This window comes from Salinisphaera shabanensis E1L3A (assembly GCF_000215955.2).
Classification (GTDB): Bacteria; Pseudomonadota; Gammaproteobacteria; order Nevskiales; family Salinisphaeraceae; genus Salinisphaera; species Salinisphaera shabanensis.
In genome coordinates this window covers 12,594-38,773 of sequence record NZ_AFNV02000032.1, presented here as the reverse complement: position 1 = coordinate 38,773, position 26,180 = coordinate 12,594, and the positions used below count along the sequence as shown (strand labels likewise).

The following is a 26,180-nucleotide window of genomic DNA, read 5'->3' as shown; positions in this document are numbered from 1 at the left end:
ACCTACTGAAAGATCACAGCTAGTGCACTGTTCGCAAAGACGAGAGTAATAGGTCAGGGGCCGGTCGCGCCGTTCGATCGCCTGCGGAACGGCGGTTGGCCCGCATGTGCAAATGAGCGCTATTCTTTGGTATCAATCGCCGCCTCGTCGTTGAGCGACCAGTCGTAGCCGTAGTCTTCGATACTGCTGCGCATGTCGAGGCGGACCGACAGCATGGGGTCGGCGAAGCGGCGCAGATGGCTGATGATCGCCCGATCGCTGTCGCCGAAATCCTTGCCGTACCACTCGTAGATTTTGGACACGACCAGGTCGTCGTCTTCGTTGAAGGCTAAGCCGTCCGTGCTGTTGACGTAGTCGCGCGCGTTTTCCCGTAGCAGGGTATAAACGTTATCGCCGGTATAGGCTTTTGCACTCAGATCCGGGCAGCTGAGCGATGCGCAGTTGACGCCGTAATGGGTCAAGCCGTCGCGCCAGATGGGTCGCAGGATACGGTGTTCGATATCGTTGAGGCTGAGTTTTTCGCCGTCCACCCGTAAGTATCTTTTCTTCCACGGCCCCGACGAAAATAGCCCGCCGCCGATATCGCGTATGGAGTCGACCGGGTAGGCGTCGAGTACCAGATCCAGCGTGAGTGCATTGTAGAGGTTGATCCAGTAAGCGCGCTGGACATCGCGGTTGTAGTCGTCGATGTCGACTTTCTGCATCGCCTGAATATAGCTTTTCAGCTTGGCGTGGTCTGCATCACTCACCGCGTCGTAGCGTACGCCATTGGGCGCGTGTTCGTGCTCGACCACGTAGTTACGTAAAAAAGCGTCGTACGCGGCATGATCGATCGTCGCGGTCGAGTCTTCGTCATGCGCTTGCCAGCGCGGCCATAAATCGGCAGCCGGCGCGGCCATTGCGGCCGTACTTACGAGAAATAGGGCGATCAACGCCGTGACGAAACCGCGCATCGGTTTACTCCTTGTGAAGGGGGAAGGGCGCCGCTGTGTGTGCCGCTTTGAGTGCGCGCGTTTCGAGCCAACGACGAATATCGGCGATCACGGTATCCGCGTGGATATCGTGCAGCAACTCGTGGCGCTGGCCGTCGTAGAGTCGAAGTTCGAGGTCGCGTTGGCCATCGCAGTCGAGCGCGCGCGCCACGCGTTGTGGGCCGCGGCCGAAATTGCCCATCGGGTCGTCCCGGCCGGCAACGATCAACAGCGGTAAGTCCATGGGCAGGCGCCGCTGCCTGTGCGCGCTACTGGTACCGGCGATACCACGCAGTAGCGTATGCCACGCGCCGGCGCGCAGCGCAAAGCCGCAATCCGGATCGGCGTTGTAAGCATCCACGGCTGTATCGTCGCTGGACAGCCAGGCGTTTTCGCGAACCGGCCCGTAATAGCGAGCCAGGCGTCGATCATAAGCGCCAATCACGAGTCGCTGCAGCGTGTTGCTGGCCCCGCCCGGCCCAATGCGCGCGCACTCGATACGCGCCAGCAGTGCCGCTGCTCGACATCGCAGCGCGCTTGGGTGATCGGTACCGCTTAGAATCGCGCCCGCGTACATGGAGCCATGCTGTTCGAGCACGGTCAGGGTGATGAATGAGCCGAGACTGTGACCAAACAGGAATATCGGTGCACCGTCGGTATGGCCGGCTGCGCGCTGACGTACGCGTTGCACATCGTCGACGAGTGTCTGCCAACTGCAACGCTCGCCGAGATCGCCATGATCGCTGGAGCGCGTAGTTGCGCCATGGCCACGCAGATCAAAGGCGTGAACTTCGATGCCGGCCGCTGCCAAGTGTTCGGCCAGGCGCACATAGCGCCTGGCGTGCTCGCCCATGCCGTGCACAATAACGAGGCAGGCAAGTGTTTCGCCGTGAGCAGGCCAGCGGTAGGCGACTAGGCGCGTGCCACTATCTGTGCTGACCTGCTGTGATTCGTACGTCAACGGTTGACCTTTATAGCGTGCAGCACGGAAGCTGCATCCTTCCATAGGATGAAGCGGACGATCCAGTAACACCTACCGCTTGAATTTTCTGCTGCTGGCGCACGACGCGCGGCACACACGTCGATGCTGGATTGTAGTGCGTATTTTATCGTCTGGCCTGTGAACGGGAACCGTATATGACCTCCACAAAGAGTGATTGCTCATGAGCCGTCGTCATCTGCTTGCTATCGATCAGGGCACGACCAGCAGTCGCGCTATCGTGTTCGATAGCGAAGGCCATATTCGGGGGCGAGCCCAGCGCGAGTTCCAGCAATATTTTCCGCAGGAAGCGTGGGTCGAACACGACGCGAACGACATCATCGCCGACGTGATCGAGGTTTGCCGCGAGGCAATCGACGACGCAGGACTCGAGGCTGACGAGATATACGCTTGCGGTATCACCAACCAGCGCGAAACGACGGTGATCTGGGATCGTTCGACCGGTGAGCCGATTGCCCGGGCGATCGTCTGGCAGGATCGCCGCACGGCGGAGCGTTGTCGTGAATTGGCCGACGAACGCACGGAAAGCTGGCTGCAGGACAAGACCGGCTTGTTGTTCGACCCGTACTTCTCTGCCACCAAGATTGCGTGGCTGCTCGATAACGTCGACGGCGCGCGAAAACGTGCCGAGGCCGGCGAACTGGCTTTCGGCAATATCGACAGCTGGTTGTTGTGGCATCTTACCGGCGGCGCAGTGCATGCCACCGATGCCACGAACGCCTCGCGCACGCTGTTGTTCAATATCCGTGAACAGGCCTGGGACGAAGAACTGCTTACATTCTTCGATATCCCGCGGGCGCTATTGCCGGAAGTGCGCGATACCGCCAGCGATTTCGGCGTGATCAAGAAAGACCTGCTCGGCGCGGAGATACCGATCGCGGCGATGGTGGGCGATCAACAGGCTGCACTTGTAGGCCAGGCTTGTTTCGAGCCGGGCATGGCGAAATCGACCTACGGTACGGGCTGCTTTCTCATGCTCAATGTCGGCGAAGAAGCCGTGGCTTCACGGCACCGTCTGCTGACCACCGTGGCTTATCGAATCAATGGTCGAACGACCTACGCACTGGAGGGTTCGATCTTCGTCGCGGGCGCCGCGATCCAGTGGCTACGGGACGCGCTGCACATGTTCGAAAAAGCCGAACAGACACAGGCGCTGGCGTCTTCGGTCGACCATACCGGCGGTGTCTATCTGGTGCCGGCGTTCACCGGCCTGGGTGCACCGTATTGGGACCCGGAAGCAAGAGGCGCGATTCTGGGCCTCACGCGCGATACCGGCATCGAACAGATCGTGCGTGCCGCCCTGGAATCGACCTGCTATCAGACCCGTGATCTGATTCATGCGATCGGCGACGACGCCGAACCGCCGCGCGAGCTACGCGTCGATGGCGGCATGGTGGCGAACGACCTCGTATGCAGCTGTCTGGCCGATATACTGCAAACTCCGGTCGACCGCCCCGAAGTGATTGAGACAACGGCGCTCGGCGCCGCCTATATGGCGGGGTTGCAGGTTGGTCTGTACGATTCGCTCGACGCGATTGCGAAGCTGTGGCGTGCCGAACGCCATTTCGCTGTCGACAAGAGCGCTTCCGAGGTGGACGCGCTGTACGAAGGCTGGTGCGAGGCCGTTGCGCGGGTGCGTGGATAATCGCCGGATCGCTGCCACACGAGCGCGGCCTGGCAGCGTGGGCCTTACGCGCCGATAATAGGTGCATCCGATACGCTGCTCGCCATCACGTGCGCGCGCCGCGGCCCGGCTGATCGAATGGTCGGTTGGATGCCTTACTGACGATAGAACGAGCCAGAAAGCCAGCCATGGATGTATCCATTCTTTTCGCCACGCGCAATCGCGCCGCCCAGCTCGAGCGCACGCTCGAATGCTACCGGACGCTTGATACGCAGGGGCTGGACTGGGAACTGCTGATCGTGGACAACGGCAGTACGGATGCAACCGCCGAGGTAATCGAACGGGCGCCTCGGGACTTGCCGATCACCTATCTGCATGCCGACGGTGTCGGCCAGAATCGGGCGCGCAACGTGGCCATGGATCGGCTTTCGGGCGACCTCGTCATCTTTACCGACGACGACGTACTGCCCGAGCCCGACTGTGTGCGCGCCTATATCGAGGCGGCACAGCGCTGGCCGGACGATGACATCTTCGGCGCGCGTATCGAGCCCAGCTTTCCTGACGATACCCCGGCCTGGATGACCTCGCCCGATTTCGAGTTTGCCACTACGGCCTTTGCACGTTACCAACCGGCCGACCAGGAAGGGCCGGTTGGTCGGCATCCCTATGGCCCGAGCTTTGCGGTGCGCAGGGCAGCGTTTCAGGGTATGCGTTTCAATGAACAGCTCGGGCCGCAAACCGGCAGCTATGCCATGGGCGGCGAGGGCGACTTTCTGCGTCGGTTGGCCGCACGCGGTCATCGTTATATTTACGTGCCCCAGGCACGGGTGGTCCATGTGGTGCGTACCGATCAGACGAACGCCGACTGGTTGCTTTCACGAGCCTACAAGAAGGGCCGTGGCCAGGTTTATCTGCCCAGTTCGAAGAAAACGCCGAAGCTGTACTGGCGCGGCGCACCGCTCAAACTGTGGTTGGCCACGCTGCGTTCCGGGCTACGCTATCAACTATGCCGGCGTTTGCAGTGCGTACAAGAGCGGGCGTGCATCGAGCGGGGCATTACGTACCAGTTCCGGTTGGGCCAGATTGACGAGCTACGTGCCCGCCAGGCTGGGCGCACTCACAACGATCACGATTGAGATACCGATTCCATGCCATCCGAAGCCGTATATTCCGAAACCTTCTACCAAGATCGTCACGCGCGTACCGCGACCGCTGCCAGTCGTATCCTCGAGCTCGCGCTCGCGGTGCTGCCGCCCGTGGAATCCGCCGTCGATGTTGGTTGCGGTGTTGGAACATGGCTGGCGGAAATTCAGCGGCGCGGTATTTCGGATATTCACGGTTTCGAAGGTGAATGGGTCGATACCCAGCACCTCGAGATACCGACGGACTGTTTTTCGCATCATGATCTGACCACGCCGATCACGCCGCCGGCGAAACGATATGACCTGGCGCTATCTTTGGAGGTCGCCGAACACCTGCCGGATTCCGCCGCGAATACGTTTGTCGAATCGCTCAGCGGGCTATCCGATTGCATTCTGTTCTCGGCCGCCATTCCGGGCCAGGGCGGGCGCCACCATATCAACGAGCAATGGATCGAGTACTGGCTGGAACGTTTCGCGACGCACGATTATGTGGGGCTGGACGTGATACGGCCCCATATCTGGCAAGACGACGAGATCGCGGAATGGTATCGACAGAACGCGATACTTTTGGTCGCAAGATCACGTCTGGATGAACTGAGTCTGGAAGCACCGCCGCACGTATTGAAACCGTTCTCGATGGTGCACCCGATCGCGTTCTCGTCCATCACCCAGCGCCTGCGAGCCCAGATCGACAAGGATCAGACCCTGGGCGGTTCGTGGAAGCTGTTTCGGCGTGCGATCAGGTCGCGTATTCGCGGCTACTGAGGCGACGAGGGCTCGAACAGGTCGGGCCGAGCCTCGAGCAGCAGTTCGAGGTTGAACAGCACGTTCAGTGCCTTGAAATGGTCGGTCTTTTCCTCACGATGTCGACGTAATATTCCCTGCGCGTCGATCCAGGGTATGGCCCCACTATCGTCGAGCCGAGCCATGCTTTCATCGAATAAAGCGGCCACAGTACTGTCTCGGCGAAGTTCGTTTCGGAAATCTAGATATTGCCAGCGGCGATCGGCTGGCGGCACATGAATGTTCGGAAGGATATGACTCAGGCGTGACCGTAGTCGACGTTGCCGCCGCAGCTTCTTTCGATAGCGACGGATTTCAGCGTCGCTCGCGCCCAACGGCAGACCGCCGCTCGCGGTGGTCGGTAGTGCGAAAAGCTCGGGATAGCTGTACTGGAACAGGGCGATGAAAAAGCGCTGATCGCGGCGTAGTGCGTCCGGTAGGCCGAGGATGAAGGCGCACCATTCGGGGTCCAGAAAGGGACTGAGCACTTCGTAGCCGGCCGGGCAGACGACCGGGCGGACCAGGCGTTGTTGGCGAATCGCGTGATCCAGCTGCTCGAGCGGGCCCATCAGGTCCATATCGACGAATGGCGCGCTCGGCAGCGCATCGATCGGCACCATATCCTTATCGGTGAGCTTGATGGTACGGCTTGCCTGATGCCACGCCACGAACGATTCCCGGGCTTGTTGCCAGTTGCTGCTGGCTCCCTTGTCGAGGTGCTTGCCCGATAAGGCGTCGCCACAGAAGCCGTTGATGTAGGTGAACTCCTGTCCGTAACGCCACGCGATCTGCGCATTGAAAAACATGTCGATAACCAACGATGGCGATGGCTCACCCTTGGCAACATCAAGCAGTGCGGCTCGCGAGATCTGTATTTGTGTCAGGTCGATTCGTTCGTTGGCAACACCTGCATGAGCTGCGATACGGGGTGCAATTTCGTAATCGAAGGCGCCCGGCACACCGTAGGTGACGGTTTTGGCAGGCGCGCCGCAGGCACGCAGACCGCCGAGCACGGCGCGCGAGTCCAGACCGGCGCTCAGGGGTAGTAACAACGGGCGTGTGGCGCGATTCGCGGCTTTTCGGCAGATATGGTTCCAGAGGTCGGCGCCCTGCGCGAGCAGCTTGTCCTGAGAGGGTTCGGGCTGACGCCGGCGCTGTCTGGCCGCCTTCAGGGTATCGACCTCGAAGGGCAGGCCCTGGGTCGGCACGGGTCGATTGATGGGTACCCCGTAGTGCAGTGTTTCAGCCAGGGCTTGTCGGTCGATCGGTGTATCGCGGTTCATGCTGGAACAGGCAAGGAGTTTTCTGTGATTATACGCAGGCCGTATAAGGCGCAGAGCGTATGGCAGGTATGTCCGGACTTACGTCCAGCCCTGTGCTGCCACGAATGACATTCGAGAACGAATCTATGACCTTGACCCGAGACGGCATTACGTTTGTCATCACCAGCTGCGGTCGGCCCGAGTTGCTGGCGCGAACGATCGACAGTTTCGTGGCACACAACACGTATCCCATCGCCCGCTATATCCTGATCGAGGATTCCGGTGATCGCGACATGCTCGATTTCATCGAGCGCCGCTTCGGCGATCTGTTCGATACGGTGTTGTTCAACGAGCCGCGGCTGGGCCAGATACGCAGCGTGGATCGCGCTTATGCCGAGGTCGATACGCCTTATATCTTTCACTGTGAAGACGATTACGAATTTTTCCGGTCCGGTTTCATGGAGGATTCGTTATCGGTACTCAAACACGATCCGGGTGCGATCAACGTCTGGCTACGCAACCTCTGGGAAGGTAACCGGCATAAGTTCGAAGAGCGGATACGTTATACCGACGATAACGTGATGTATCGGCGCGTATTGCCCAAGACTTCGCGCAACCACACATGGTACGGCTTCACGTTTAACCCAAGCTTGCGCCGTCTGGCCGATTACGAGCGGATCAAACCATTCAACGATGTCGGACACGAGCTCGAAATCAATTATGCGTACCATGAACTAGGTTTTTATGGTGTGACCCTGGAAGAGGGGGCGGCAAGAGATGTAGGCCGTGGCCACCACGTTTCCGACGTGGGGGAATCTTTCATCCAGCGGATCAGAGCCGAGTTGCGCCGCCGGCGTCGTGCCCGGCGCGAACGTCGCGCGCATCGTTGAGGCCATGGCATGGCCGTGAAAGAGGTCGCCATCAGTGTCGTGATCACGACGCGTAATCGGGCCGAGAAGCTGGCCGTGACCCTGTCGGCGCTCGCCGATCAGCGCGATATCGCGTTCGACTGGGAATTGATCGTGGTCGACAACGCCAGTACCGACGCAACCGCGCAGGTTCTGGAAAGTGCCGCCGCCGAGTTGCCACTCGTGGTGTTGCGCTACGACAAACCCGGCAAGTGTCGCGCACAGAATTATGCACTCGAGCACGTCCGCGGGACCTTGCTGACATTTACCGACGACGATGTGGGCATCGATGCATACTGGCTGTCCAGCTTGTGGCGTGCTGCTCGGGGCTGGCCCGATGCGGAGCTGTTTTGCGGCCCGGTGGTAGCGCGTCTTATAGGCGATGTGCCGGTCTGGCTGGAAGGCAAGGACGGGCAGGCGATTATCGAACGTCACTGTGGTCATTATCGACCGCGCGAGCAGGAGGGCCCGACCGACGTGCCTGCGCTCGGCGCGAACATGACGATACGCCGCAGCGCGCTAGGGGAGCGGCGCTTCGACGAAAACGTGGGGCCCGATGGCACGCCGGACTACATCAAGGGCGGGGATACCGATCTGAACAAGGCGCTGATGGCCCAGGGCCACCGTTGTGTCTATGTCCCTGACGCCGCGATTACCCATTATGTGCATACCGATCAACTGACGCTGCCGGTGCTCTTCCAGGGCGCCTACCGGCGTGGCCGCAAGAATGCCTATCTGTACCCGCGGACCGGCGGCGTACAGCTGGCCGGGGCGTCGCTGGCGCTGTGGATACGGCTGGCCAAGCAATGGCTACGCTATCGTCTGAGTGCGAATGCGGCGCCGCTCAAGCGCTACGAGATCGGTATGAAGTATCACTATCGGCGCGGCTATCTCGACCAGATGCGGCGCAGGGCCCAGGCATGAAAAAAGCCGCGTCCATGCTGGACGCGGCTTTTCAGATCGCGAGGCGCGTATTCACACGCCAGCCATGAGCGCGACTTACAGCAGTTCGGAAACCGCTTCACGCTCGCTGCGCAGCTCGTCTTCGGTCTGCTTCATGCGATCGCGGCTGAATTCGTCGATCTCGAGATCCTGGACGATTTCGTACTGGCCGTTCTTGCAGGTCACCGGATAGGAAAACATGATGCCTTCTTCGACGCCGTAGCTGCCGTCGGCCGGGATGCCCATCGACACGATGCCTTTCGAACCATTCACCCAGTCGTGGATATGGTCGATGGCGGCCGATGCGGCCGAGGCGGCACTGGAGGCACCGCGGGCTTCGATGATCGCCGCGCCGCGCTTCTGCACAGTGGGAATGAAGTCGTTTTCGTACCAGTCGCGATCGACCAGATCCAGGGCGGGCTTGCCGTTGACGGTGGCCTGGCTGATATCCGGATACTGGGTCGCGCTGTGGTTCCCCCAGACGATCATCTTGTCGATATCGGTGACCTGGGTGCCGGTCTTCTGGGCCAGCTGCGACAGGGCGCGGTTGTGGTCCAGGCGCATCATGGCGGTGAACTGGCCCTTGTCGAGATCGGGCGCATTGCTGGCCGCGATCAGGGCGTTGGTGTTGGCCGGGTTGCCGACCACGAGCACCTTGACGTCACGCGAGGCGTGATCGTTGATGGCCTTGCCCTGAACCGAGAAGATGTCGGCGTTGGCCTTGAGCAGGTCGGCGCGTTCCATGCCTTTGCCGCGCGGCTTGGCGCCCACGAGCAGACAGATATCGGCGTCCTTGAAGGCTTCTTCGGGTTTATCGGTGCCGATGATGTCCTTGACCAGCGGGAAGGCGCAGTCGTTGACTTCCATCATCACGCCGTTGAGCGCATCCATGGCCGGCGGGATTTCGAGCAGCTGCAGGATGACCGGCTGATCCGGGCCGAGCATGTCGCCAGCGGCAATACGGAAGATGAGCGAATAGCTGATCTGGCCGGCGCCGCCGGTAATGGCTACGCGTACGGGTTCTTTCATGGTGCGCTCCTTGTAAATGAAGGGTTGAAGACAAACGCGAACGATAGCCCGAATTTCTTCGAGCGGCAGCCAGTCGCGGCCGCGATGCCCCATTTCGCTAAACTACGGGCGATCATACGATGGCGACCGCTTGCGTTCGCGCCGTTTCAAAAGTCGGTCGCAGAGCATAGCCGAAACACCAAAACGGGTAAAAACCGATCGCATCCGTAGCCGATCGCGGGCCGTATCCAACGGTTCGACTTGACCCTTTCGCTTGAAAAAAAGGACGACATGCAGCGAATCGCTATCGTGGGCAGTGGCATTGCCGGACTGGGTACGGCATGGCTACTCGATGGCAAGGCCGAGATCACGGTGTTCGAAGCCGCCAACCGGGCGGGCGGTCATGCCAATACGGTGATGGCAGGTGAGCAGCCGGTAGATACGGGCTTCATTGTTCTTAACGATCGTAACTACCCGTTTTTCGAGTCATTATTAGCCGAGCTGGACGTTGAAACGCGTGCCAGCGACATGTCGTTTGCGGTATCGATCGGCGACGGCGCAATCGAATGGGCGGGCGATAGCTGGCGCACGCTGTTTGCGCAGAAAAGTCGCTTGTTCGACCAGCGACATTGGCGAATGATCGGCGATATCCTGCGCTTCAACCGGCAGGCCAAGCAGCTGATCGAAACGGACGCCTTGCCGGCCATTTCGCTAGGCGAGTTTCTCGATCGCTATAATTATAGTGATGCCTTTGCCGCGCGCTATCTGTTGCCCATGGCCGCCGCGATCTGGTCGACGCCGACGGCGGATATGCGCGCGTTTCCGGTGGGCGCGTTTCTACGCTTTTTCGACAACCACGGCCTGCTCGAATTATCGAACCGCCCGCAGTGGAAAACGATCGTCGGCGGCAGTCAGCGTTATGTGCAGGCGATTGCCAAGCGACTAGGCGGCCGGTTGCGCCTGGCGACGCCGGTCGCGCGTGTTCGCCGCGATGAAAACGGCGCGCATGTCACGCTCGCCAGCGGCAAGACGGAAACCTTCGACCAGGTTGTTTTCGCCTGCCACGCGGATCAGACCCGGGCTATGCTTGACGATGCCAGCGCGCTCGAATCGTCCGTGCTTTCGGCATTTCGGTTCCAATCCAACCGCGCGATTCTCCATAGCGATATCGCGCTGCTGCCACGCCGGCGCCGCGTGTGGGCGGCCTGGAATTATCTTGCTGATCGCGACGGCGTCGATAACCAGCGCGTGACCGTGAGCTACTGGATGAACCGGCTGCAGTCCATCGCCGGCGAGCGCCAGTATGTGGTGAGCCTGAATCCGCGTGTCGAACCCAAAGCGCGCCACGTCATTCGCGAAATCGAGTATGACCATCCGGTGTTCGACGGCGAAGCCATCGCGGCCCAGGGCCGGTTGGATGAGATTCAGGGCGCCGATCGCGCTTGGTTCTGTGGTGCCTGGTGCGGTTACGGCTTTCATGAAGACGGCTTGGCCTCGGCGGTGCGCGTGGCCCGTGGCCTGGACGTCGATGTGCCCTGGAGCGGGCGCGATGGCTAGCGCTGGCGTGCTCTATCGTTGTCGCGTGATGCACCGGCGCCCGGGCCCGCCGCGCTATCGCTTCAACTATCGCAGTTTCTATCTGCTGCTCGATATCGATGCGGTCGATCGCGCCTGCGCGGCATCGCCGCTGTTATCGCGCAATCGTTTCAACGTGCTGTCGTTCTACGATGCCGAGCATGGCGCGCACGATGCCAGCGTTAGTCTGCGTACCTGGCTCGAGGCACTGTTGGCCGATTACGCGATCGATCTGGCCGGCGGGCGCGTGCAGCTACTGAGCATGCCGCGTGTATTTGGCTACGGCTTTCACCCGATCAGCGTTTTCTATTGCGAGCATGCCGACGAGTCGCTGCGTGCGATCGTGGTCGAGGTTCACAACACCTTCGGCGAGCATCATTTCTACGTGCTGCACGAGCATGGCGCGCCCATGAGCTGGCGCGCCGCCCAGCACAAGGCCAAGGCGTTCCACGTGTCGCCGTTTTTCGATCGCAGCGGCGGGTATCGTTTTCATTTCGCCGAACCGGGCGCGCGTCTGGGGATGGGCATTCGTCTGTTCGAAGACGACGGCGAGCGTCTGCGTATCACCACCACGCTCACCGGCGAACGCCAGGTGCTCACCACGGCCAACATCCTGAAAGCGGTCTGCAACGTACCGTTCATGACGATCAAGGTTGTCGTCGCAATTCATTGGCAGGCGTTCAAGCTGTGGCTGCGCGGCGCCGTTTTCCATCGTAAACCCGAGCAGAAACGCGAGAATGTCTCCTGAAACGCCGACCAGGCGATCCGACAAGCGGGCCACCATCCAGAGCGGTGACCCAAGCAACTGGCGTGAGCGCCAGGTCATCAAGCGGCTCGATCGCCTGCATACCGGGCGGCTGGAAGTCCGCCTGCCGAATGGTTCGACCGCCATCTTCGAGGGTGATCGCGAAGGGCCCGCGGCGTGCCTGTACATGCACTCGGCGGCGATGGTCACGCGCTTGTTCAAGGCCGGTTCCGTGGGCTTTGCCGAGGGTTATATGGCCGGCGAATGGGATGCGGACAATCTCGCCACGCTCATTTACCTGCTGCATCTCAACGAAGACGCGCTCGAGCCGGATTTTTCGCGCCTGCAGCATCTCTACACGTGGATGAGTGCGATTCGGCACCGGCTGCGGCGCAATTCCAAACGGGGTTCGCGGCGCAATATCGCCTACCACTACGACCTGGGCAATGATTTCTATGCGCAGTGGCTGGACGAGACCTGGACCTACTCGAGCGCGATTTTCGCGCACGAGGACGAACCGCTCGTCGAGGCACAACAGCGCAAGTACGCCCGCCTGCTCGAACGCCTGGACGTTCAGCCGGGCGATCATATTCTCGAAATCGGCTGCGGCTGGGGCGGGTTCGCCCGCTATGCCGCGACGCACGCAGACTGTTACGTCACCGGCCTGACGCTATCCACCGAGCAACTGCGATTTGCGCAAGAGCGCGCCGAGGCGGCGGGGCTGTCCGATCGTGTGTCTTTCGAGCTGCGCGATTACCGCGATGTGAGCACGCGCTACGATCATGTGGTTTCGATCGAAATGTATGAAGCGGTGGGCGAGGCGTACTGGCCGACGTATTTCGCCGCGATTCACGATGCGCTCAAACCCGGTGGACGCGCCGCGATCCAGGCGATCACCATCGACGACTCGCGCTTCGACTATTACCGCGCGAACGTGGATTTCATTCAGGAATACATCTTCCCGGGCGGCATGCTCGCCTCGCCGAGTGTGTTTCAGGCCCAGGCCGAGGCCCAGGGCCTGCATGCACGCGTAACCGACTTCTACGGCGCCGACTATGCGCGCACGCTCATGCGCTGGGATGCGTCGGTGCGCGCGGCATCGGAGTCGATCATCACCGCACGCGGCAGTTCCTTCTACCGGATGTGGCGCTACTACCTGGCTTACTGCGCGGCCGGCTTCACCTCCGGCAATATCGATCTCATGCAGATCGCGCTGCAACGCGACTGAGGCGCTTATGAGTAGTCGACGCACCGGCATGGATCGCCTCGCGGCCTATGGGCTGCTGGGCCTGCCGCTGGCCGCGCTCGGGCTGCCGCTCACGGTCTATCTGCCGCCGTTCTATTCGCAGATGCCGGGTTTGAATACCGGGCTGGTCGGTGTGTTGATCTTTGCGGCGCGCCTGTTCGACGTGGTCACCGATCCATTGATTGGCAGCGCGTCGGATCGGCTGCAGACCCGCTTCGGGCGGCGCCGGCCGTGGATTGCCGCTGGCACGCCGGTATTGATGCTCGCTGCCTGGTTTCTGTTCGTGCCGCCGGATAACGCCGGCGCCGCCTATCTGCTGATCTGGAGCATGCTGGCCTATCTGGGCTGGACGTTGATCTATCTGCCCTATACGACGCTAGGCGCCGAGATGTCGGCCGACTACGACGAGCGTTCGCGTATTACCGCCTGGCGCGAAGGGTTCTTTGTGCTCGGTACGCTGGTTGCGATCATGTTGCCGGCGCTGGCCCAGCGCTTTGTCGGCGGCGCGGCGGCTGGCCTCGCCGCTATTGCCGTATTTCTCGTAGTGGCCTTGCCGATCGCGGCGGGGTTGTTCCTATGGCGGGTGCGCGAGCCGGAGGGTGCGAACGCATCGAAGATTCGCTGGCGTGAAAGCTTCGACCTGCTCAAATCGAACAAACCGTTCACCCGGCTGTTGATCGCCTATCTGCTCAACGGCGCGGCGAATGGCTTGCCGGCAGCCCTGTTCCTGTTTTTCGTGACCGCGATCCTGGGTGGCAGCGAAATCACTGGCGGCATCTTTCTGGCGATCTATTTTCTTTCCGCCGTGCTCGGGTTACCGCTATGGCTCAGGATTGGACGCAACTGGAGCAAGCACCGGCTGTGGTGCGCGTCCATGTTGTGGGTGAGCTTCGTGTTCATTTTCACGCTCACTCTCGGCGAGGGTAATTACATCGGCTATGGTCTGATCTGCGTGCTAGGCGGCACCTGTCTGGGCGTCGATCAGGCGATCGCAGCGTCGATACAGGCCGATGTGATCGACGAGGATACAGCCGCCGGCGGCGACGGCCGAGCAGGCCTGTATTTCGGACTCTGGGGGATGGCCACCAAGCTCGCATTCGCGATTGCGCTCGGTATCGCCTACCCGGTGCTCTGGCTGGCGGGCTTTGATGCGGGACAAGATAACGCCCCGGCCGCCCTGTGGACGCTGGCCGTGCTGTACGGGCTGCTGCCGGTGGTCATCAAGCTCGGTGTGGTCGCCATGATGTGGGGCTTCCCGCTCGATCGCCGCCGGCATGCGGAGTTGCAGGCGCGTATTGGCCGGGACGAGCGGCCGCAGGCGGTTTCGGCCGCCTATAACGCTTGAAGACGAATCAGTCGAGCTGCGCGAGCAGCGTTTTCAGGTCTGCGGTGATTTCGTCCACGCTTTCCTGTTGATTGATCAGCAAACGGGATCGATTATCTGGCCCGTATACGAAGATCGCGCTACTGTGCGAGACGAGATAGAAACCGTTGTCGTTGGGTTCGCCGTAGCCGTACGTCACGCGGTAACGCTTGGTCAGCGCCTTGAGCTGGTCCTGATTGCCGGTCAGGCCGACCACGCCATCACCAAAGCTCGAAGTGAAACGTTGCAAGCGTTCGGGCGTATCGCGTTGGGGGTCGACGCTGAGAAACAGCACGTCGATATCCTTGCGTGTCTCGGCATCCAGGCCGCCCAGCGCGGCACGAATACGCGCCATCGTCGCCGGGCAGATATCCGGGCAGTTGGTATAGCCGAAAAACAGCAGTTTAAGGCGGCCATCGTAATCGTCGGCGGTGACAGCCTCGCCCTGTTCGTTGGTGAGATTGAATTCGAGATCGGGCATGACGCCAGTGATGTCATGGGCCGTGTACTCGGGGCCGCCAGAGCAACCGCTCAATGTGATCGCCACGCCCCAAACAGCAGCTAGAAGCACACGGGGAAGAATCTTGCGCAGCGTCATGTCAGGGGTTCCTTGGCCGGCGTGGCGGTCGTTCGGTCGGAGGATTGGGGTTTGCTGCGTTCGTGGACGAATCCGAAACGCAGCAGGATAAGCGTTGCGACGACACTCATCATCGCGGCTGGTATCCACGTAATCAGGCCGCCGAGTTGCTGATCGACGATCGGCGAAATAGGGAAGGCGCGCCCGCATACGGCATACACGTCGTAGACGGTATCCGGCGCCAGTGCGATGTAAGCACCGAGGGCGATCTGCGGCGGCATCACTGCCCAGAGCACGATTATGCGCAGCCCGGTTGAATAGGTGGTCCGCGTTGTACCCGGCGCGCGCGGATCGAGCATGAACCACCAGAACAGCAAGCCATCGACCGCCATCGACAGATTCATCAACCAGTAGTCGCGCGCCGAAAGCATGGCGGTGAAATGAATCGAGGGCGTGAGCCAGAAATAGATGAGGCCGACAAACAACAAGGCGCTGATGACCGGATGCTGGACGAACCGGTAGCTGGCCATGACCGGCGCCAATGTGCCCAGCCCGCGTACACCGCGGTTGAGCCAGGCAGGCGCGCCGGCGGCGAGTACGGCCGTAGGCATCGACAATGCGATTAGGAAGGGGCCGAGATGGTGCAGAATAAGATGCTGCGCGCGATGAATGAAAAACATGTACTGCGCGTAATAATCGACATGGGTCTGCATGACGACATACATGCTGATTAACCCCAGGCCGAAAGCGATCGCCGGGGCGGTATCGCGCAGGCGCCGCCGCCGCGCCAGCCCGCGGACATAGCACACCGCTACGATGGCGAAGACCGCGATCAATACAGGCTGGGGCTCCCAGGGCGTGAGCCAGCGGATGATCTCGTCGGTCATACGATGCTTTAAGTCAGTGAGAACACGAGCGCCGCGGTATGACCGCGGGCTTGGCGCCGATGAAAGAGTCTACGCGTAGCGTGGCGGTACCGGATGAACGCGCCGGTCAGCTCTTCCAGTCGTCCTTGTCGCGTTCTTCCTCGGCCCAGGCGTCCTTGTCGAGATCGCGCAGTTTGCTGCGATCTACATGTTTGAGGTCTTCGCGGCTGGCCGCGATCTGGCGGCGCACCCAGTTGAGAATGCCGAACGCGGCCACGAGCACGGCGATGACAATCACGATCCAGACGGCTGTGTTCATGATTAGAGCCTCGCGATACGGCGAATAATGGGGAAATACAGCGCATAGGGCAGGCGCTGTAACAGCTTAACCGTATAGGACAAACGCCGGGGAAACGTGATCTCGAAGCGCTTTCCAGCCAACCCGCGGCGGATGCGTCGTGCGGCATCTTCGACATCGATCATGAACGGCATGGGAAAGCGGTTCTTGTCGGTCATCGGGGTACGCACGAATCCCGGCGTGATCACGCTCACGTCGATGCCCTGGCCCTCCAGATCGAGCTTGAGACCTTCGGCGAGCGCGATCATTGCAGCCTTTGACGCCGAATAGGGCGCGCCGCCGGGCAGGCCGCGAAAGCCGGCTACGCTCGCCGTCATTGCGATCTGCCCCTTGCCGTGTTCGAGCATGGCCGGCAATACGGCGCCGATGCCGTTGACCGCGCCGCCATAGTTCACCGTCATTCGGTCCTGCACGTCGGCGGCATCGAAATGCGTCGCGTTGAATTGGCTGCCGACGCCCGCGTTGAATACGGCGATATCGATCGGTCCGAGCTGCTGTTGGATCTCGGCGACCACACGTTCGTTGGCTTTCGTGTCGGTGACATCGAGTTCGAACGCATGAATGGCCTCAGGCGCGTCGGCGCAGAGCGCGTCCAGGCGTTCGCGATTACGACCGCTGGCCGCGATCTGCCAGCCGTGCGCGGCCATTTCACGTGCAAGGGCCGCGCCGATGCCGGAACTTGCGCCGGTAATCCAGATAACACCGGCGCTATTCATGAGGTGCTATCCACATGGGCAAAGCGCGTGGCCGAGCTGCGCGGATCCTGAAGTGCGGCGACTTCGACGTCCTTCTCGGCCCAGCGCTGCTCAAGCCAGCGTTTGAAGCGGTTGCGGTAATCGGCGTCGCCCATGTAGTCGCCTTCGAGCAGGTCGCTCGGCACGTCGAGACGGCGCACGCGGATCACGACTTCGTCGATACGTCCGCAGAGCATGTCCCAGAATTTCGGTTCCGGTGTGTTCACGTAGGCGACGGTCATGTCGAGCACGCCATCGAGCACGTCGTGCATGGCGTTGAGCGTGAACGCGGTGCCGCCGGCCTTGGGTGGCAGCAGCGCCTTATAGGGTGAGTTCGCCGCACGCCGTTTGGTCGCGTTAGAGCGCGTGCCTTCGGCGTAGTTGACGATGGTGACCGGCCAGTCGCGAAACGTTTCGCAAGAGCGGCGTACGGTTTCCATGTCGCGGGTGCGCAGTGCCGGGTTCTTTTCGATCTCAGCCCGGCTATGGCGCTTCATGAACGGAAAATCCAGCGCCCAGCAGGCCATGCCGACGACCGGCAGCCAGCGTAGCTGCTCCTTGATGAAATAACGCGGGAAGGGCAACTGCGGCTCGACAACGTGGCAAAGCAGCATGACGTCGGCCCAGCACTGGTGATTCGAAATGATCACGTAGCGCCCGTGCGGGTCGTCCGGCACTTGCTGGTCGTAGCTGACGCGGGTCTGGCCCATGCCCAGAATACAGGCGTTGATTCCGCGCGCCCACCATCGCGCGACCCACAACACGGCATGGGTTGCCGGCTTTTTGACGGCCGGCCAGGGCGCCAGCAGTTTGACCAGACTGGTGGGTAGCAGCGGAATGAAGCCGATCAGCGTGACCAGCACCATGCCCGCAACGGCAACCGCACCACGAATGTTTTCTAGCGCACGCTTCATACAGGCGTCGTACATAGCTATGGAGAAAAGATGTGGGCAATGTAACGGTTGCCGATGACAAGGCCAAGCCGGCGAGCGTGCCGCCGGCATATTTCCGGCTCAGCGGGCGGAAAGTTCGTGCACGGCGTCGACCAGCGCGGCGACATGGTCCGGGTTTACCTGGGGTGTGACGCCGTGGCCGAGGTTGAACACATGGCCCGGGTGGTTGCCGAAGCGCTTGAGCACATCGGCGACGTTGTCACGAATGATCTCGGGTTTGGCATAGAGCATGGCCGGGTCGAGATTGCCTTGTAGTGCGACCTTGTCACCCACGCGTTCGCGGGCTTCGTCGATATTGATCGTCCAGTCCAGACCGAGCGCATCGCAACCGGTGGCGGCCATGGCTTCGAGCCAGGGGCCGCCGCCCTTGGTGAACAGGATCACGGGCACCTTCGTGCCGTCCGGCGCGTCGTCGAGCTGTTCGACGATACGCTGCATATAGGCCAACGAAAACTCGCGATAGGCCGCCGGCGTGAGCACGCCGCCCCAGGTATCGAAGATCTGCACGGCCTGGGCGCCGGCCGCGATCTGGGCGTTGAGATAAGCCGCGACCGAGCGCGCCAGGATGTCGAGCAACTGATGCATCGCATCCGGCGCGTTGTACATCAACGCCTTGATATGCTGGTAGTTCTTCGAGGGGCCGCCTTCGACCATATAGGTGGCGAGAGTCCAGGGACTGCCGGCGAAGCCGATCAACGGCGTCTTGCCGTCAAGTTCGCGGCGAATCAGCCGTACGGCGGCCGGAACATAGCCGAGGCTTTCTTCGATATTCGGCACGCGCAGTTTGGCGATTTCGTCCGGCGTGCGCACCGGGTGATGGAAATGCGGGCCTTCACCGGCCACGAAATGCAGGCCTAGACCCATGGCTTCCGGAATGGTGAGGATATCGGAGAACAGGATCGCACCGTCTAGCGGGAAGCGCCGTAACGGCTGCAGCGTGACTTCGCAGGCGAGTTCCGGATTCTGGCACAGGTCGAGAAAACTACCGGCCTGTTCGCGCAGCTTTCGGTATTCCGGCAGGTAGCGTCCAGCCTGGCGCATGAGCCAGACCGGTGTGGCATCAACGGGTTCGCGCTTGAGCGCACGCAACAGACGATCGTGAGACATAAAGCACTCGCAACGCACGCGACAGTCTGTCGCGAGAAGAATGGGACGGCGGGCAGTTTAACGGCTTGGCCGGGCGGGGCATACCGCGCACGAGCTCGGGTCCGGTCGAGTTACGGGCGGGAAGCGATCGCTTCGCTCAGCTCACGCTGGATGGTGAGTGCGGCGTCGCGCGGATTATCGGCATTGCGAATCGGCCGGCCGACCACCAGATAGTCCGCGCCTGCGGCGATCGCGGCGGTCGGCGTCATCACACGTTTTTGATCGTCGGGCACGCGCTCGTCGTTGGCGACGGGGCGAATGCCCGGCGTGACCGCGATCAGCTTCTCGGGCGCATGGGCGCGCAGATTGGCGACTTCCATGCCGGACGAAATCACGCCGTCGCAGCCGGCCTCGAGCGCACGCTTTGCGCGCGAAAGCACGAGTGACTCGATATCGCAGGCAAAGCCCATATCGTCGAGATCGCCCTGGTCGAGGCTGGTCAGCGCGGTCACCGCGAGGATGCGCGAGTCACCGCTGCGTGCCTCGGCTGCTGCTTCCATGACCTGCTGGTTACCGTGCACGGTAATGAAGTCGATATCGCGAGCGCACAGGCGCTTGACCGCCGCTGCGACCGTGGCCGGGACGTCGAACAGTTTCACATCAACGAACACTTTCTTGCCGCGCGCCTTGAGCCAGTCGACCAGTTCGAAATAGCCGGGCGCCATGGCCAGTTCGAGGCCCACCTTGTAGAAGCTCACGGCGTCGCCGAGTGTTTCGACAAGCGATCGCGCCGCTTCGGCGTCCGGTACGTCAAGCGCGAAGATCAGACGGTCGGCGTCGGGAATCGGTCCCACGGGCGTGCTCCGGTCAAAATGCGCGGCGCGCCGAGTGAATCGGCGCGCCGATAGGGTCGATCAGGCGGCGTTGCCGGATTCGCCGGCGCCAACCTGCAGATAGTCGAGAATGCCCTTGGCGGCCTCACGGCCTTCGAATACGGCGGTGACGACCAGATCCGAGCCGCGCACCATGTCACCGCCGGCAAAAATCCGGGGGTTGGTTGTCTGGTACTTGAAGCGGCCCTTTTCGGGGGCGATGACGCGGCCGCCGTCATCGATATCCACACTATGGCTATCGAACCATTCCTGTGGATTGGGGCGGAAACCGAAGGCGATGATCACACGATCGGCTTCGATGACTTCTTCGGTGCCCGGTACCGGCTCGGGGCGGCGGCGGCCGCGTTCGTCCGGTGCGCCCAGCTTGGTGGTGACAACCTTGATGCCTTCGACCTTGGTATCGCCGACGATCTCGACCGGCTGACGATTGAACATGAACTCCACGCCTTCCTCGCGCGCGTTCTGGAACTCGCGCGCGGAGCCCGGCATGTTCTCTTCGTCACGACGATAAGCGCAGACGACTTTTTTGGCGCCCTGACGGATCGAGGTACGGTTGCAGTCCATGGCGGTATCGCCACCACCGAGCACGACCACACGCTCGCCGCGCATGTCGATGAAGTCGCGCGGGTTCTTTTCCAGACCGAGCTCGCGGTTGATATTGGCCACAAGGAAGGGCAGCGCTTCGTGCACCCCCTCAAGATCCTCGCCCGGGAAGCCGCCCTTCATATAGGTGTAGGTGCCCATGCCAAGGAACACGGCATCGTATTCTTCCATCAGGTCTTCGATCTGCACGTCTTTGCCGATCTCGCAGCCCAGGCGGAATTCCACGCCCATGCCTTCCATGACTTCACGGCGGGTTTCGACAACGTCTTTTTCGAGCTTGAATGGGGGAATACCGAAGGTCAGCAAGCCGCCGATACGCGGATACTTGTCGAATACGACCGCTTTCACGCCGCTGCGTACAAGGATATCGGCTGCGCCCAGGCCCGCCGGGCCGGCGCCGATGACGGCGACTTTCTTGTCGGTCCATACCACATTGGAGACATCGGGGCGCCAGCCCTGCTTGAAGGCCTCGTCCGTAATGTATTTCTCGACCGAACCGATGGTGATGGCGCCAAAGCCATCGTTCATGGTGCAGGCGCCTTCACACAGCCGGTCCTGCGGACAGATACGGCCACAGATCTCCGGCAGCGTGTTGGTTGCGTGCGACAGCTCGGCGGCCTCGAACAGGTTGCCTTCGTTGACGAGCTTCAACCAGTTCGGAATGTAGTTGTGGACCGGGCATTTCCATTCGCAGTACGGGTTGCCACAGGAAATACAGCGCCCCGACTGCTGGGCTGCCGTTTCCTTATCGAACTGGCCGTAGATTTCGGCGAATTCGTGAATGCGTACCGGCACCTCGACCTTTTTCGGGTCCTGGCGCGGCATGTCGAGAAACTGCAAATGATTCTTTGCCATTGCTAACCTTTAGTCGTTACGCAGCCCGCGCCGCGCCCACCGGGTACGGCAGGCGCGGCCTGACTTCATTCCTGCGGCATGATCAGGCCGCGCGATTGAGCGTATCCAGAATCGTTTCCACGCTTTCGGCCTTGGGCTTGACCAGCCAGAACTGACCGATGTAATCGCGGAAATCCTCCAGGATTTCGGCGCCCCAGGCACTGCCGGTCTCGGCCACATGGGCCTCGATCATCTCACGCAGATAGTGACGATGGGCTTCCATGTTCTCGGAAACCAGTCGATGAATATCGATCAGCTCGTGATTATAGCGGTCGACGAACTCGCGCTTTTCATCCAGTACGTAGGCCAGACCGCCGGTCATGCCGGCGCCGAAATTGACGCCGGTATGGCCGAGCACGACCACGCAGCCGCCGGTCATGTATTCGCAGCCGTGATCGCCGATGCCTTCCACGACCGCCGTCGCGCCGGAATTGCGCACGCCGAAGCGCTCGCCGCCCATGCCGGCCGCATAGAGCGAACCGCCGGTGGCACCGTACAGACAGGTGTTGCCGATGATCGCGGCCTCACGAGCGACGAACCCGGCATCCGGGGAGGGACGAATGACCAGTCGACCGCCGGCCATGCCTTTGCCGACGTAGTCGTTGGCATCGCCTTCGAGATACATATGCAGGCCACCGGCGTTGAACACACCGAAGCTCTGGCCGGCCGTGCCGGTGAGCTTGAGCGTTATCGGCGCGTCTTCCATATCCAGATTGCCGTGGCGACGTGCGATTTCACCGGACAAGCGCGCGCCGAGCGAGCGGTTGTTGTTATGCACGTCGTATTCGAACGTGCCACCGGTCTTGTTTTCGATCGCGTCCAGCGCATCGGCCACCATCTGTTCCGCCAGCTCGCCCTTGTCGAAGGGTTCGTTGTGCGGATCCAGACACTGGGTCGGAATATCGTCGGCCAGACCGCCTTTGGACAGGATCGGCGCCAGATCGAGCCCCTGCTGCTTCGCGGTTTCACCCGGCAGGATTTCGAGCAGGTCGGTACGCCCGATCAGGTCGCCGAGCGAGCGTACGCCGATTTGCGCCATCAGCTCGCGCGTGTCCTGCGCGATGAAGCCGAAGAAGTTCTGCACCATCTCGGGAATGCCGATGTAATGACGCTCGCGCAGAACTTCGTTCTGGGTGGCGACACCCGTCGCACAGTTGTTGAGGTGGCATACGCGCAGGTACTTGCAGCCAAGCGCGACCATCGGGCCGGTACCGAAACCGAAGGATTCGGCGCCCAGAATCGCGGCCTTGATCACGTCGAGCCCGGTCTTGAGGCCGCCATCGGTCTGTACCCGGACCTTCTCACGCAAGTCGTTGGCGCGCAGTGTCTGCTGTGTTTCGGACAGCCCGAGCTCCCAGGGCGTACCGGCATAGCGCACTGATGTAAGCGGGCTCGCACCGGTGCCGCCGTCGTAGCCGGAAATAGTGATCAGATCGGCATAGGCCTTGGCCACGCCGGCTGCGATCGTGCCCACACCGGGGCCCGACACCAGCTTGACCGATACCAGCGCCTGCGGGTTGACCTGCTTGAGGTCGAAGATCAGCTGCGCCAGATCCTCGATGGAATAGATATCGTGATGCGGCGGCGGCGAAATCAGTGCCACGCCCGGTTTGGAATAGCGCAGCCGGGCGATCATCTCGTTGACCTTGTGACCGGGCAGCTGGCCACCTTCGCCGGGCTTGGCGCCCTGGGCGATCTTGATCTGCAGCACTTCGGCGTTGACCAGATAATGCGGCGTCACGCCGAACCGGCCCGAGGCGACCTGTTTGATCTTCGACATCTTGTCGGTGCCGAAGCGGGCCGCGTCTTCGCCGCCTTCGCCGGAGTTCGAGCGACCGCCCATGCGGTTCATGCCCTGTGCCAGCGATTCGTGCGCCTCGGGCGAGAGCGCGCCGAGCGACATGCCGGCCGAGTCAAAGCGGGGGGTGATGTCCTCGATCGGCTCGACCTCGTCGACGGAGATCGGCTCGATATCGTCGCGCAGCTTGAACAGATCGCGCAGCACGGACACGGGGCGCCCCTGCACGATCTGCGCGTACTCGCGGTATTTGTCGTAATCGCCGGTGGAGACCGCGTCATGCAGCGTGGCGATCACATCGGGGTTGTAGCAGTGATATTCCTGCCCGTGAACGAACTTGAGCAGCCCGCCCTGGTTGATGGCCACGCGCGGGTTCCAGGCGTTCTGTGCCAAGCGCGCCATATCGGCCTGCAGATGGACAAAGCCGGCGCCGGCCACGCGGCTGACCGTGCCCTCGAAGCAGGTTTGCGTGACTTCGTGATCGAGGCCGACGATCTCGAACAGCTGGGCGCCGCGGTAGCTGGTGACCGTGGAAATGCCCATCTTGGACATGATCTTGTACAGACCCTTGTTGATGCCCTTGCGATAGGTCGCACAGAGCTCGTTCGTATCGCGGCTGTCGATCTGTCCGCAGCGCACCAGATCGTTCAGGCTTTCATAAGCCAGATATGGATGAATCGCGCTCGCGCCGTAGCCGATCAAACAGGCGAAGTGGTGGGCATCGCGAGCGCTTGCGGTATCCACTACCAGATTGGCGTCACAACGCAGGTTCTCGCGTGTGAGGCGATGATGGATCGCGCCCGTGGCCAGCAGGGCCTGGATCGGCAGCTTGCCTTGTTCGATGTCGCGATCGGAGAGCACGAGCACCGTCTTGCCGTTCTTGACTGCATCCACGGCTTGATCGCAGATCGTGGCGATCGCGTCGGAGAGCGCCGTACCCGCGTCATAGTTCAGATCGATGATCGTATGCGCATAGTCGCCGTCGTCGATCGAGAGCAGGCGCCGGAACTTGCCGGTCGATAGCACCGGCGAATCCACCACCAGACGCTTGGCGCGTTCTTCGTTTTCTTCGAAAACATTGCGCTCACGCCCGAAGCAGGTTTCCAGCGACATGACGATGCGCTCGCGCAGCGAGTCGATCGGCGGGTTGGTCACCTGCGCGAACTTCTGGCGGAAATAATCGTAGATCACCCGGTCCACGCGCGAGAGTACCGGGAACGGTGTGTCGTCGCCCATGGACCCGGTCGCTTCCTGGCCGGCCTCGGCGAGCGGACGCAGCACCTGATCGCGCTCTTCGAACGATACATGGAAAAGTTTCTCGTAGACCTTGACCTGCTCGCGCTCCATCCAGGCTTCGTCGCGGGTATCGGCCAGGCGCGATTCGAGCATGCGTGCGTTCTTTTTCAGCCACTGCTTGTAGGGCGCGCGGCTGGCCAGACGCTTGTCGATTTCCTGGGGCTTGATCAGTTCGCCGTTTTCGGTATCCACGGCGATCATGTCGCCCGGCTTCAAGCGGCCCTTGGCGACCACATCGGCCGGGTTGTAATCCCACACGCCAATCTCGGAGGCCAGGGTGATATGGCGATCCTTGGTGATCACATAGCGCGCCGGCCGCAAGCCGTTGCGATCCAGACAGCAGGCGGCATAGCGACCGTCGGTGAGCACGATGCCCGCAGGGCCGTCCCATGGCTCCATATGCATGGAGTTGTATTCATAAAAGGCGCGCAGATCGGCCGACATGTAGTCGACGTTCTGCCAGGCCGGCGGCATCAGCAGGCGCATAGCGTAGAAGATGTCCATGCCACCCGCGAGCAGCACCTCGAGCATGTTGTCGAGGCTTTGCGAGTCCGAGCCGGTGGTCGATACCAGCGGCAGGATCGATTCCAAATCAGGCAGCTTGTCCGAGACGAACTTGTTCGCGCGCGCGGTGGACCAGTTGCGATTGCCCGTGACCGTGTTGATCTCGCCGTTGTGGGCCAGATAACGGAACGGCTGTGCTAAGCGCCATTGCGGCAGCGTGTTGGTGGAAAAGCGCTGATGGAACACGCAAAGCGACGTTTCCAGACGCTCGTCGGCCAGATCCTTGTAGAACACCGGCAGATAGCTGGGCATGACCATGCCCTTGTACGACAGCACATGCGCCGACAGCGACGGCACATAGAACATGTCGTCGTCGGGCAGGGCGTTTTCTGTGCGCCGACGCGAGAATACGAGCTTGGATTCGAACAGCGCGTGGTCCATGTCCGTCGGGGCGTTCACGAACAGCTGCTCAAGGTAGGGCAGCGTTTCCAGCGCCTGATCGCCACAGGCCGATTCGGCGTCGATCGGCACCTCGCGCCAGCCCGCAACGGTCAGGCCTTCAGCTTCTAGCTGGCGGGCAAACTCGGTCTTGGCCGCATCGCGCAGTTCGGCATCCTGATTGAGGAAGACGATACCGCTGGCATAGTGATCGGCCAGTGCGATGCCTGCTTCGTCGGCCAGCAAACGCAGAAAGGCATCCGGCTTTTTCATCAAAATGCCGCAACCATCGCCGGTCTTGCCGTCGGCCGCGACTGCGCCACGATGCGTCAGACGTTCGAGCGCGCCAATGGTCGTCTCGACCAGCCAATGACTCGGCTGATTATCCATATTCGCGATCAGGCCGAAGCCGCAGGCATCTCTCTCGAACTCGGGAGAATAGAGTCCGCCTTTCAACTGGTGCATTTTAAGTCCTCGGGTCAGATTCGGCGCGATCGAGGGCAATTCCCGGATGCCGAATGCCGTATCGGAAATCATGTGCCGCGGCCTTTGCCGCCTGGATGGTCACACTATACGGCGCAACGGGCCGCTGTGATGCGGCGGCCCGGTGC

At 61.5% G+C, this 26,180-nt stretch carries 22 protein-coding genes; 9 read left to right on the top strand and 13 right to left on the bottom strand.

From position 1 onward, the window contains the following. Positions 1-119: 119 nt before the first annotated feature. Positions 120-953 (bottom strand): DUF547 domain-containing protein, encoded by an 834-nt coding sequence (locus tag SSPSH_RS16575; protein WP_006913044.1) that lies wholly within the window; start codon positions 951-953, stop codon positions 120-122. A gap of 4 nt (positions 954-957) precedes the next feature. Beyond that, entirely contained in the window at positions 958-1,977 is a 1,020-nt protein-coding gene (locus SSPSH_RS16570) for an alpha/beta fold hydrolase (protein WP_006913043.1), read from the bottom strand. A gap of 157 nt (positions 1,978-2,134) precedes the next feature. On the opposite strand from SSPSH_RS16570, the gene glpK reads away from it, so the two are divergent. The 3 genes from glpK (at position 2,135) to SSPSH_RS16555 (ending at position 5,502) form a co-directional block, all read left to right on the top strand. After that, positions 2,135-3,616, top strand: coding sequence for a glycerol kinase GlpK (gene glpK, locus SSPSH_RS16565; RefSeq protein ID WP_006913042.1), 1,482 nt, complete (start codon positions 2,135-2,137; stop codon positions 3,614-3,616). 167 nt (positions 3,617-3,783) lie between these two features. After that, positions 3,784-4,731, top strand: coding sequence for a glycosyltransferase family 2 protein (locus SSPSH_RS16560; RefSeq protein ID WP_006913041.1), 948 nt, complete (start codon positions 3,784-3,786; stop codon positions 4,729-4,731). Positions 4,732-4,743: 12 nt separating this feature from the next. Further along, positions 4,744-5,502, top strand: coding sequence for a methyltransferase domain-containing protein (locus SSPSH_RS16555; protein ID WP_006913040.1), 759 nt, complete (start codon positions 4,744-4,746; stop codon positions 5,500-5,502). Here the strand turns inward: SSPSH_RS16555 and SSPSH_RS16550 are convergent. Continuing rightward, positions 5,496-6,803, bottom strand: coding sequence for an asparagine synthase-related protein (locus SSPSH_RS16550; RefSeq protein WP_006913039.1), 1,308 nt, complete (start codon positions 6,801-6,803; stop codon positions 5,496-5,498). The two genes, SSPSH_RS16555 and SSPSH_RS16550, sit on opposite strands and share 7 nt — an antisense overlap. Positions 6,804-6,928: 125 nt before the next feature. Between SSPSH_RS16550 and SSPSH_RS16545 the strand changes: the two genes are divergently transcribed. Continuing rightward, positions 6,929-7,672, top strand: a complete 744-nt coding sequence (locus SSPSH_RS16545) for a glycosyltransferase (protein WP_006913038.1) — start codon at positions 6,929-6,931, stop codon at positions 7,670-7,672. A 9-nt stretch (positions 7,673-7,681) separates the two neighbouring features. Further along, positions 7,682-8,614 carry a glycosyltransferase family 2 protein gene (locus SSPSH_RS16540; protein ID WP_006913037.1) on the top strand — a complete coding sequence of 311 codons (933 nt, stop codon included), beginning with the start codon at positions 7,682-7,684 and terminating at the stop codon, positions 8,612-8,614. A gap of 75 nt (positions 8,615-8,689) precedes the next feature. On the opposite strand, the gene SSPSH_RS16535 is transcribed toward SSPSH_RS16540, so the two are convergent. Continuing rightward, on the bottom strand, positions 8,690-9,661 hold the full coding sequence (locus SSPSH_RS16535) for a malate dehydrogenase (protein ID WP_006913036.1): 972 nt from the start codon (positions 9,659-9,661) through the stop codon (positions 8,690-8,692). 270 nt (positions 9,662-9,931) lie between these two features. Here SSPSH_RS16535 and SSPSH_RS16530 point away from each other — a divergent pair, with 270 nt between their 5' ends. Genes SSPSH_RS16530 through SSPSH_RS16515 form a run of 4 tightly spaced genes read left to right on the top strand, consistent with a single transcriptional unit; the run spans position 9,932 to position 14,551 of the window. Further along, positions 9,932-11,197: an NAD(P)/FAD-dependent oxidoreductase gene (locus SSPSH_RS16530; RefSeq protein ID WP_006913035.1), complete on the top strand. Its 1,266-nt coding sequence runs from the start codon at positions 9,932-9,934 to the stop codon at positions 11,195-11,197. After that, complete coding sequence (locus SSPSH_RS16525; protein WP_006913034.1) at positions 11,190-11,963, top strand: DUF1365 domain-containing protein; 774 nt, start codon at positions 11,190-11,192, stop codon at positions 11,961-11,963. Before SSPSH_RS16530 ends, SSPSH_RS16525 begins: the two co-directional genes overlap by 8 nt. After that, a complete protein-coding gene (locus tag SSPSH_RS16520) occupies positions 11,953-13,188 on the top strand; it encodes an SAM-dependent methyltransferase (protein WP_006913033.1) in 1,236 nt (411 codons plus the stop codon). Before SSPSH_RS16525 ends, SSPSH_RS16520 begins: the two co-directional genes overlap by 11 nt. A 7-nt stretch (positions 13,189-13,195) precedes the next feature. Then, positions 13,196-14,551, top strand: coding sequence for an MFS transporter (locus tag SSPSH_RS16515; protein ID WP_006913032.1), 1,356 nt, complete (start codon positions 13,196-13,198; stop codon positions 14,549-14,551). Between the two features lie 7 nt (positions 14,552-14,558). Here SSPSH_RS16515 and SSPSH_RS16510 read toward each other — a convergent pair whose 3' ends face one another. The 9 genes from SSPSH_RS16510 to gltB form a co-directional block, all read right to left on the bottom strand. After that, positions 14,559-15,167: an SCO family protein gene (locus tag SSPSH_RS16510; protein ID WP_006913031.1), complete on the bottom strand. Its 609-nt coding sequence runs from the start codon at positions 15,165-15,167 to the stop codon at positions 14,559-14,561. Next, positions 15,164-16,033: a cytochrome c oxidase assembly protein gene (locus SSPSH_RS16505; RefSeq protein ID WP_006913030.1), complete on the bottom strand. Its 870-nt coding sequence runs from the start codon at positions 16,031-16,033 to the stop codon at positions 15,164-15,166. The genes SSPSH_RS16510 and SSPSH_RS16505 overlap by 4 nt, the downstream gene beginning before the upstream one ends. A gap of 106 nt (positions 16,034-16,139) precedes the next feature. Then, positions 16,140-16,331, bottom strand: a complete 192-nt coding sequence (locus SSPSH_RS16500) for a hypothetical protein (protein WP_006913029.1) — start codon at positions 16,329-16,331, stop codon at positions 16,140-16,142. A gap of 2 nt (positions 16,332-16,333) precedes the next feature. Further along, positions 16,334-17,086, bottom strand: coding sequence for an SDR family NAD(P)-dependent oxidoreductase (locus SSPSH_RS16495; protein WP_006913028.1), 753 nt, complete (start codon positions 17,084-17,086; stop codon positions 16,334-16,336). Next, positions 17,083-18,018 (bottom strand): acetyltransferase, encoded by a 936-nt coding sequence (locus SSPSH_RS16490; protein ID WP_161627853.1) that lies wholly within the window; start codon positions 18,016-18,018, stop codon positions 17,083-17,085. Before SSPSH_RS16490 ends, SSPSH_RS16495 begins: the two co-directional genes overlap by 4 nt. 99 nt (positions 18,019-18,117) lie before the next feature. Continuing rightward, positions 18,118-19,164, bottom strand: a complete 1,047-nt coding sequence (gene hemE, locus SSPSH_RS16485; protein ID WP_006913026.1) for a uroporphyrinogen decarboxylase — start codon at positions 19,162-19,164, stop codon at positions 18,118-18,120. Between the two features lie 110 nt (positions 19,165-19,274). Further along, positions 19,275-19,997, bottom strand: coding sequence for an orotidine-5'-phosphate decarboxylase (gene pyrF, locus SSPSH_RS16480; protein WP_006913025.1), 723 nt, complete (start codon positions 19,995-19,997; stop codon positions 19,275-19,277). A gap of 60 nt (positions 19,998-20,057) precedes the next feature. Continuing rightward, positions 20,058-21,494, bottom strand: coding sequence for an FAD-dependent oxidoreductase (locus tag SSPSH_RS16475; protein WP_006913024.1), 1,437 nt, complete (start codon positions 21,492-21,494; stop codon positions 20,058-20,060). A gap of 82 nt (positions 21,495-21,576) precedes the next feature. Beyond that, positions 21,577-26,034: a glutamate synthase large subunit gene (gene gltB / locus SSPSH_RS16470; protein WP_040608495.1), complete on the bottom strand. Its 4,458-nt coding sequence runs from the start codon at positions 26,032-26,034 to the stop codon at positions 21,577-21,579. Positions 26,035-26,180 lie beyond the last annotated feature (146 nt).

Excerpts from the sequence above, each read along its gene's own strand:
- SSPSH_RS16575 (WP_006913044.1), bottom strand. The coding sequence starts at position 953 with ATGCGCGGTTTCGTCACGGCGTTGATCGCCCTATTTCTCGTAAGTACG.
- SSPSH_RS16570 (WP_006913043.1), bottom strand. The coding sequence starts at position 1,977 with ATGGAAGGATGCAGCTTCCGTGCTGCACGCTATAAAGGTCAACCGTTG.
- glpK (WP_006913042.1), top strand. The coding sequence starts at position 2,135 with ATGAGCCGTCGTCATCTGCTTGCTATCGATCAGGGCACGACCAGCAGT.
- SSPSH_RS16560 (WP_006913041.1), top strand. The coding sequence starts at position 3,784 with ATGGATGTATCCATTCTTTTCGCCACGCGCAATCGCGCCGCCCAGCTC.
- SSPSH_RS16555 (WP_006913040.1), top strand. The coding sequence starts at position 4,744 with ATGCCATCCGAAGCCGTATATTCCGAAACCTTCTACCAAGATCGTCAC.
- SSPSH_RS16550 (WP_006913039.1), bottom strand. The coding sequence starts at position 6,803 with ATGAACCGCGATACACCGATCGACCGACAAGCCCTGGCTGAAACACTG.
- SSPSH_RS16545 (WP_006913038.1), top strand. The coding sequence starts at position 6,929 with ATGACCTTGACCCGAGACGGCATTACGTTTGTCATCACCAGCTGCGGT.
- SSPSH_RS16540 (WP_006913037.1), top strand. The coding sequence starts at position 7,682 with ATGGCCGTGAAAGAGGTCGCCATCAGTGTCGTGATCACGACGCGTAAT.
- SSPSH_RS16535 (WP_006913036.1), bottom strand. The coding sequence starts at position 9,661 with ATGAAAGAACCCGTACGCGTAGCCATTACCGGCGGCGCCGGCCAGATC.
- SSPSH_RS16530 (WP_006913035.1), top strand. The coding sequence starts at position 9,932 with ATGCAGCGAATCGCTATCGTGGGCAGTGGCATTGCCGGACTGGGTACG.
- SSPSH_RS16525 (WP_006913034.1), top strand. The coding sequence starts at position 11,190 with ATGGCTAGCGCTGGCGTGCTCTATCGTTGTCGCGTGATGCACCGGCGC.
- SSPSH_RS16520 (WP_006913033.1), top strand. The coding sequence starts at position 11,953 with ATGTCTCCTGAAACGCCGACCAGGCGATCCGACAAGCGGGCCACCATC.
- SSPSH_RS16515 (WP_006913032.1), top strand. The coding sequence starts at position 13,196 with ATGAGTAGTCGACGCACCGGCATGGATCGCCTCGCGGCCTATGGGCTG.
- SSPSH_RS16510 (WP_006913031.1), bottom strand. The coding sequence starts at position 15,167 with ATGACGCTGCGCAAGATTCTTCCCCGTGTGCTTCTAGCTGCTGTTTGG.
- SSPSH_RS16505 (WP_006913030.1), bottom strand. The coding sequence starts at position 16,033 with ATGACCGACGAGATCATCCGCTGGCTCACGCCCTGGGAGCCCCAGCCT.
- SSPSH_RS16500 (WP_006913029.1), bottom strand. The coding sequence starts at position 16,331 with ATGAACACAGCCGTCTGGATCGTGATTGTCATCGCCGTGCTCGTGGCC.
- SSPSH_RS16495 (WP_006913028.1), bottom strand. The coding sequence starts at position 17,086 with ATGAATAGCGCCGGTGTTATCTGGATTACCGGCGCAAGTTCCGGCATC.
- SSPSH_RS16490 (WP_161627853.1), bottom strand. The coding sequence starts at position 18,018 with ATGAAGCGTGCGCTAGAAAACATTCGTGGTGCGGTTGCCGTTGCGGGC.
- hemE (WP_006913026.1), bottom strand. The coding sequence starts at position 19,164 with ATGTCTCACGATCGTCTGTTGCGTGCGCTCAAGCGCGAACCCGTTGAT.
- SSPSH_RS16475 (WP_006913024.1), bottom strand. The coding sequence starts at position 21,494 with ATGGCAAAGAATCATTTGCAGTTTCTCGACATGCCGCGCCAGGACCCG.
- gltB (WP_040608495.1), bottom strand. The coding sequence starts at position 26,034 with ATGCACCAGTTGAAAGGCGGACTCTATTCTCCCGAGTTCGAGAGAGAT.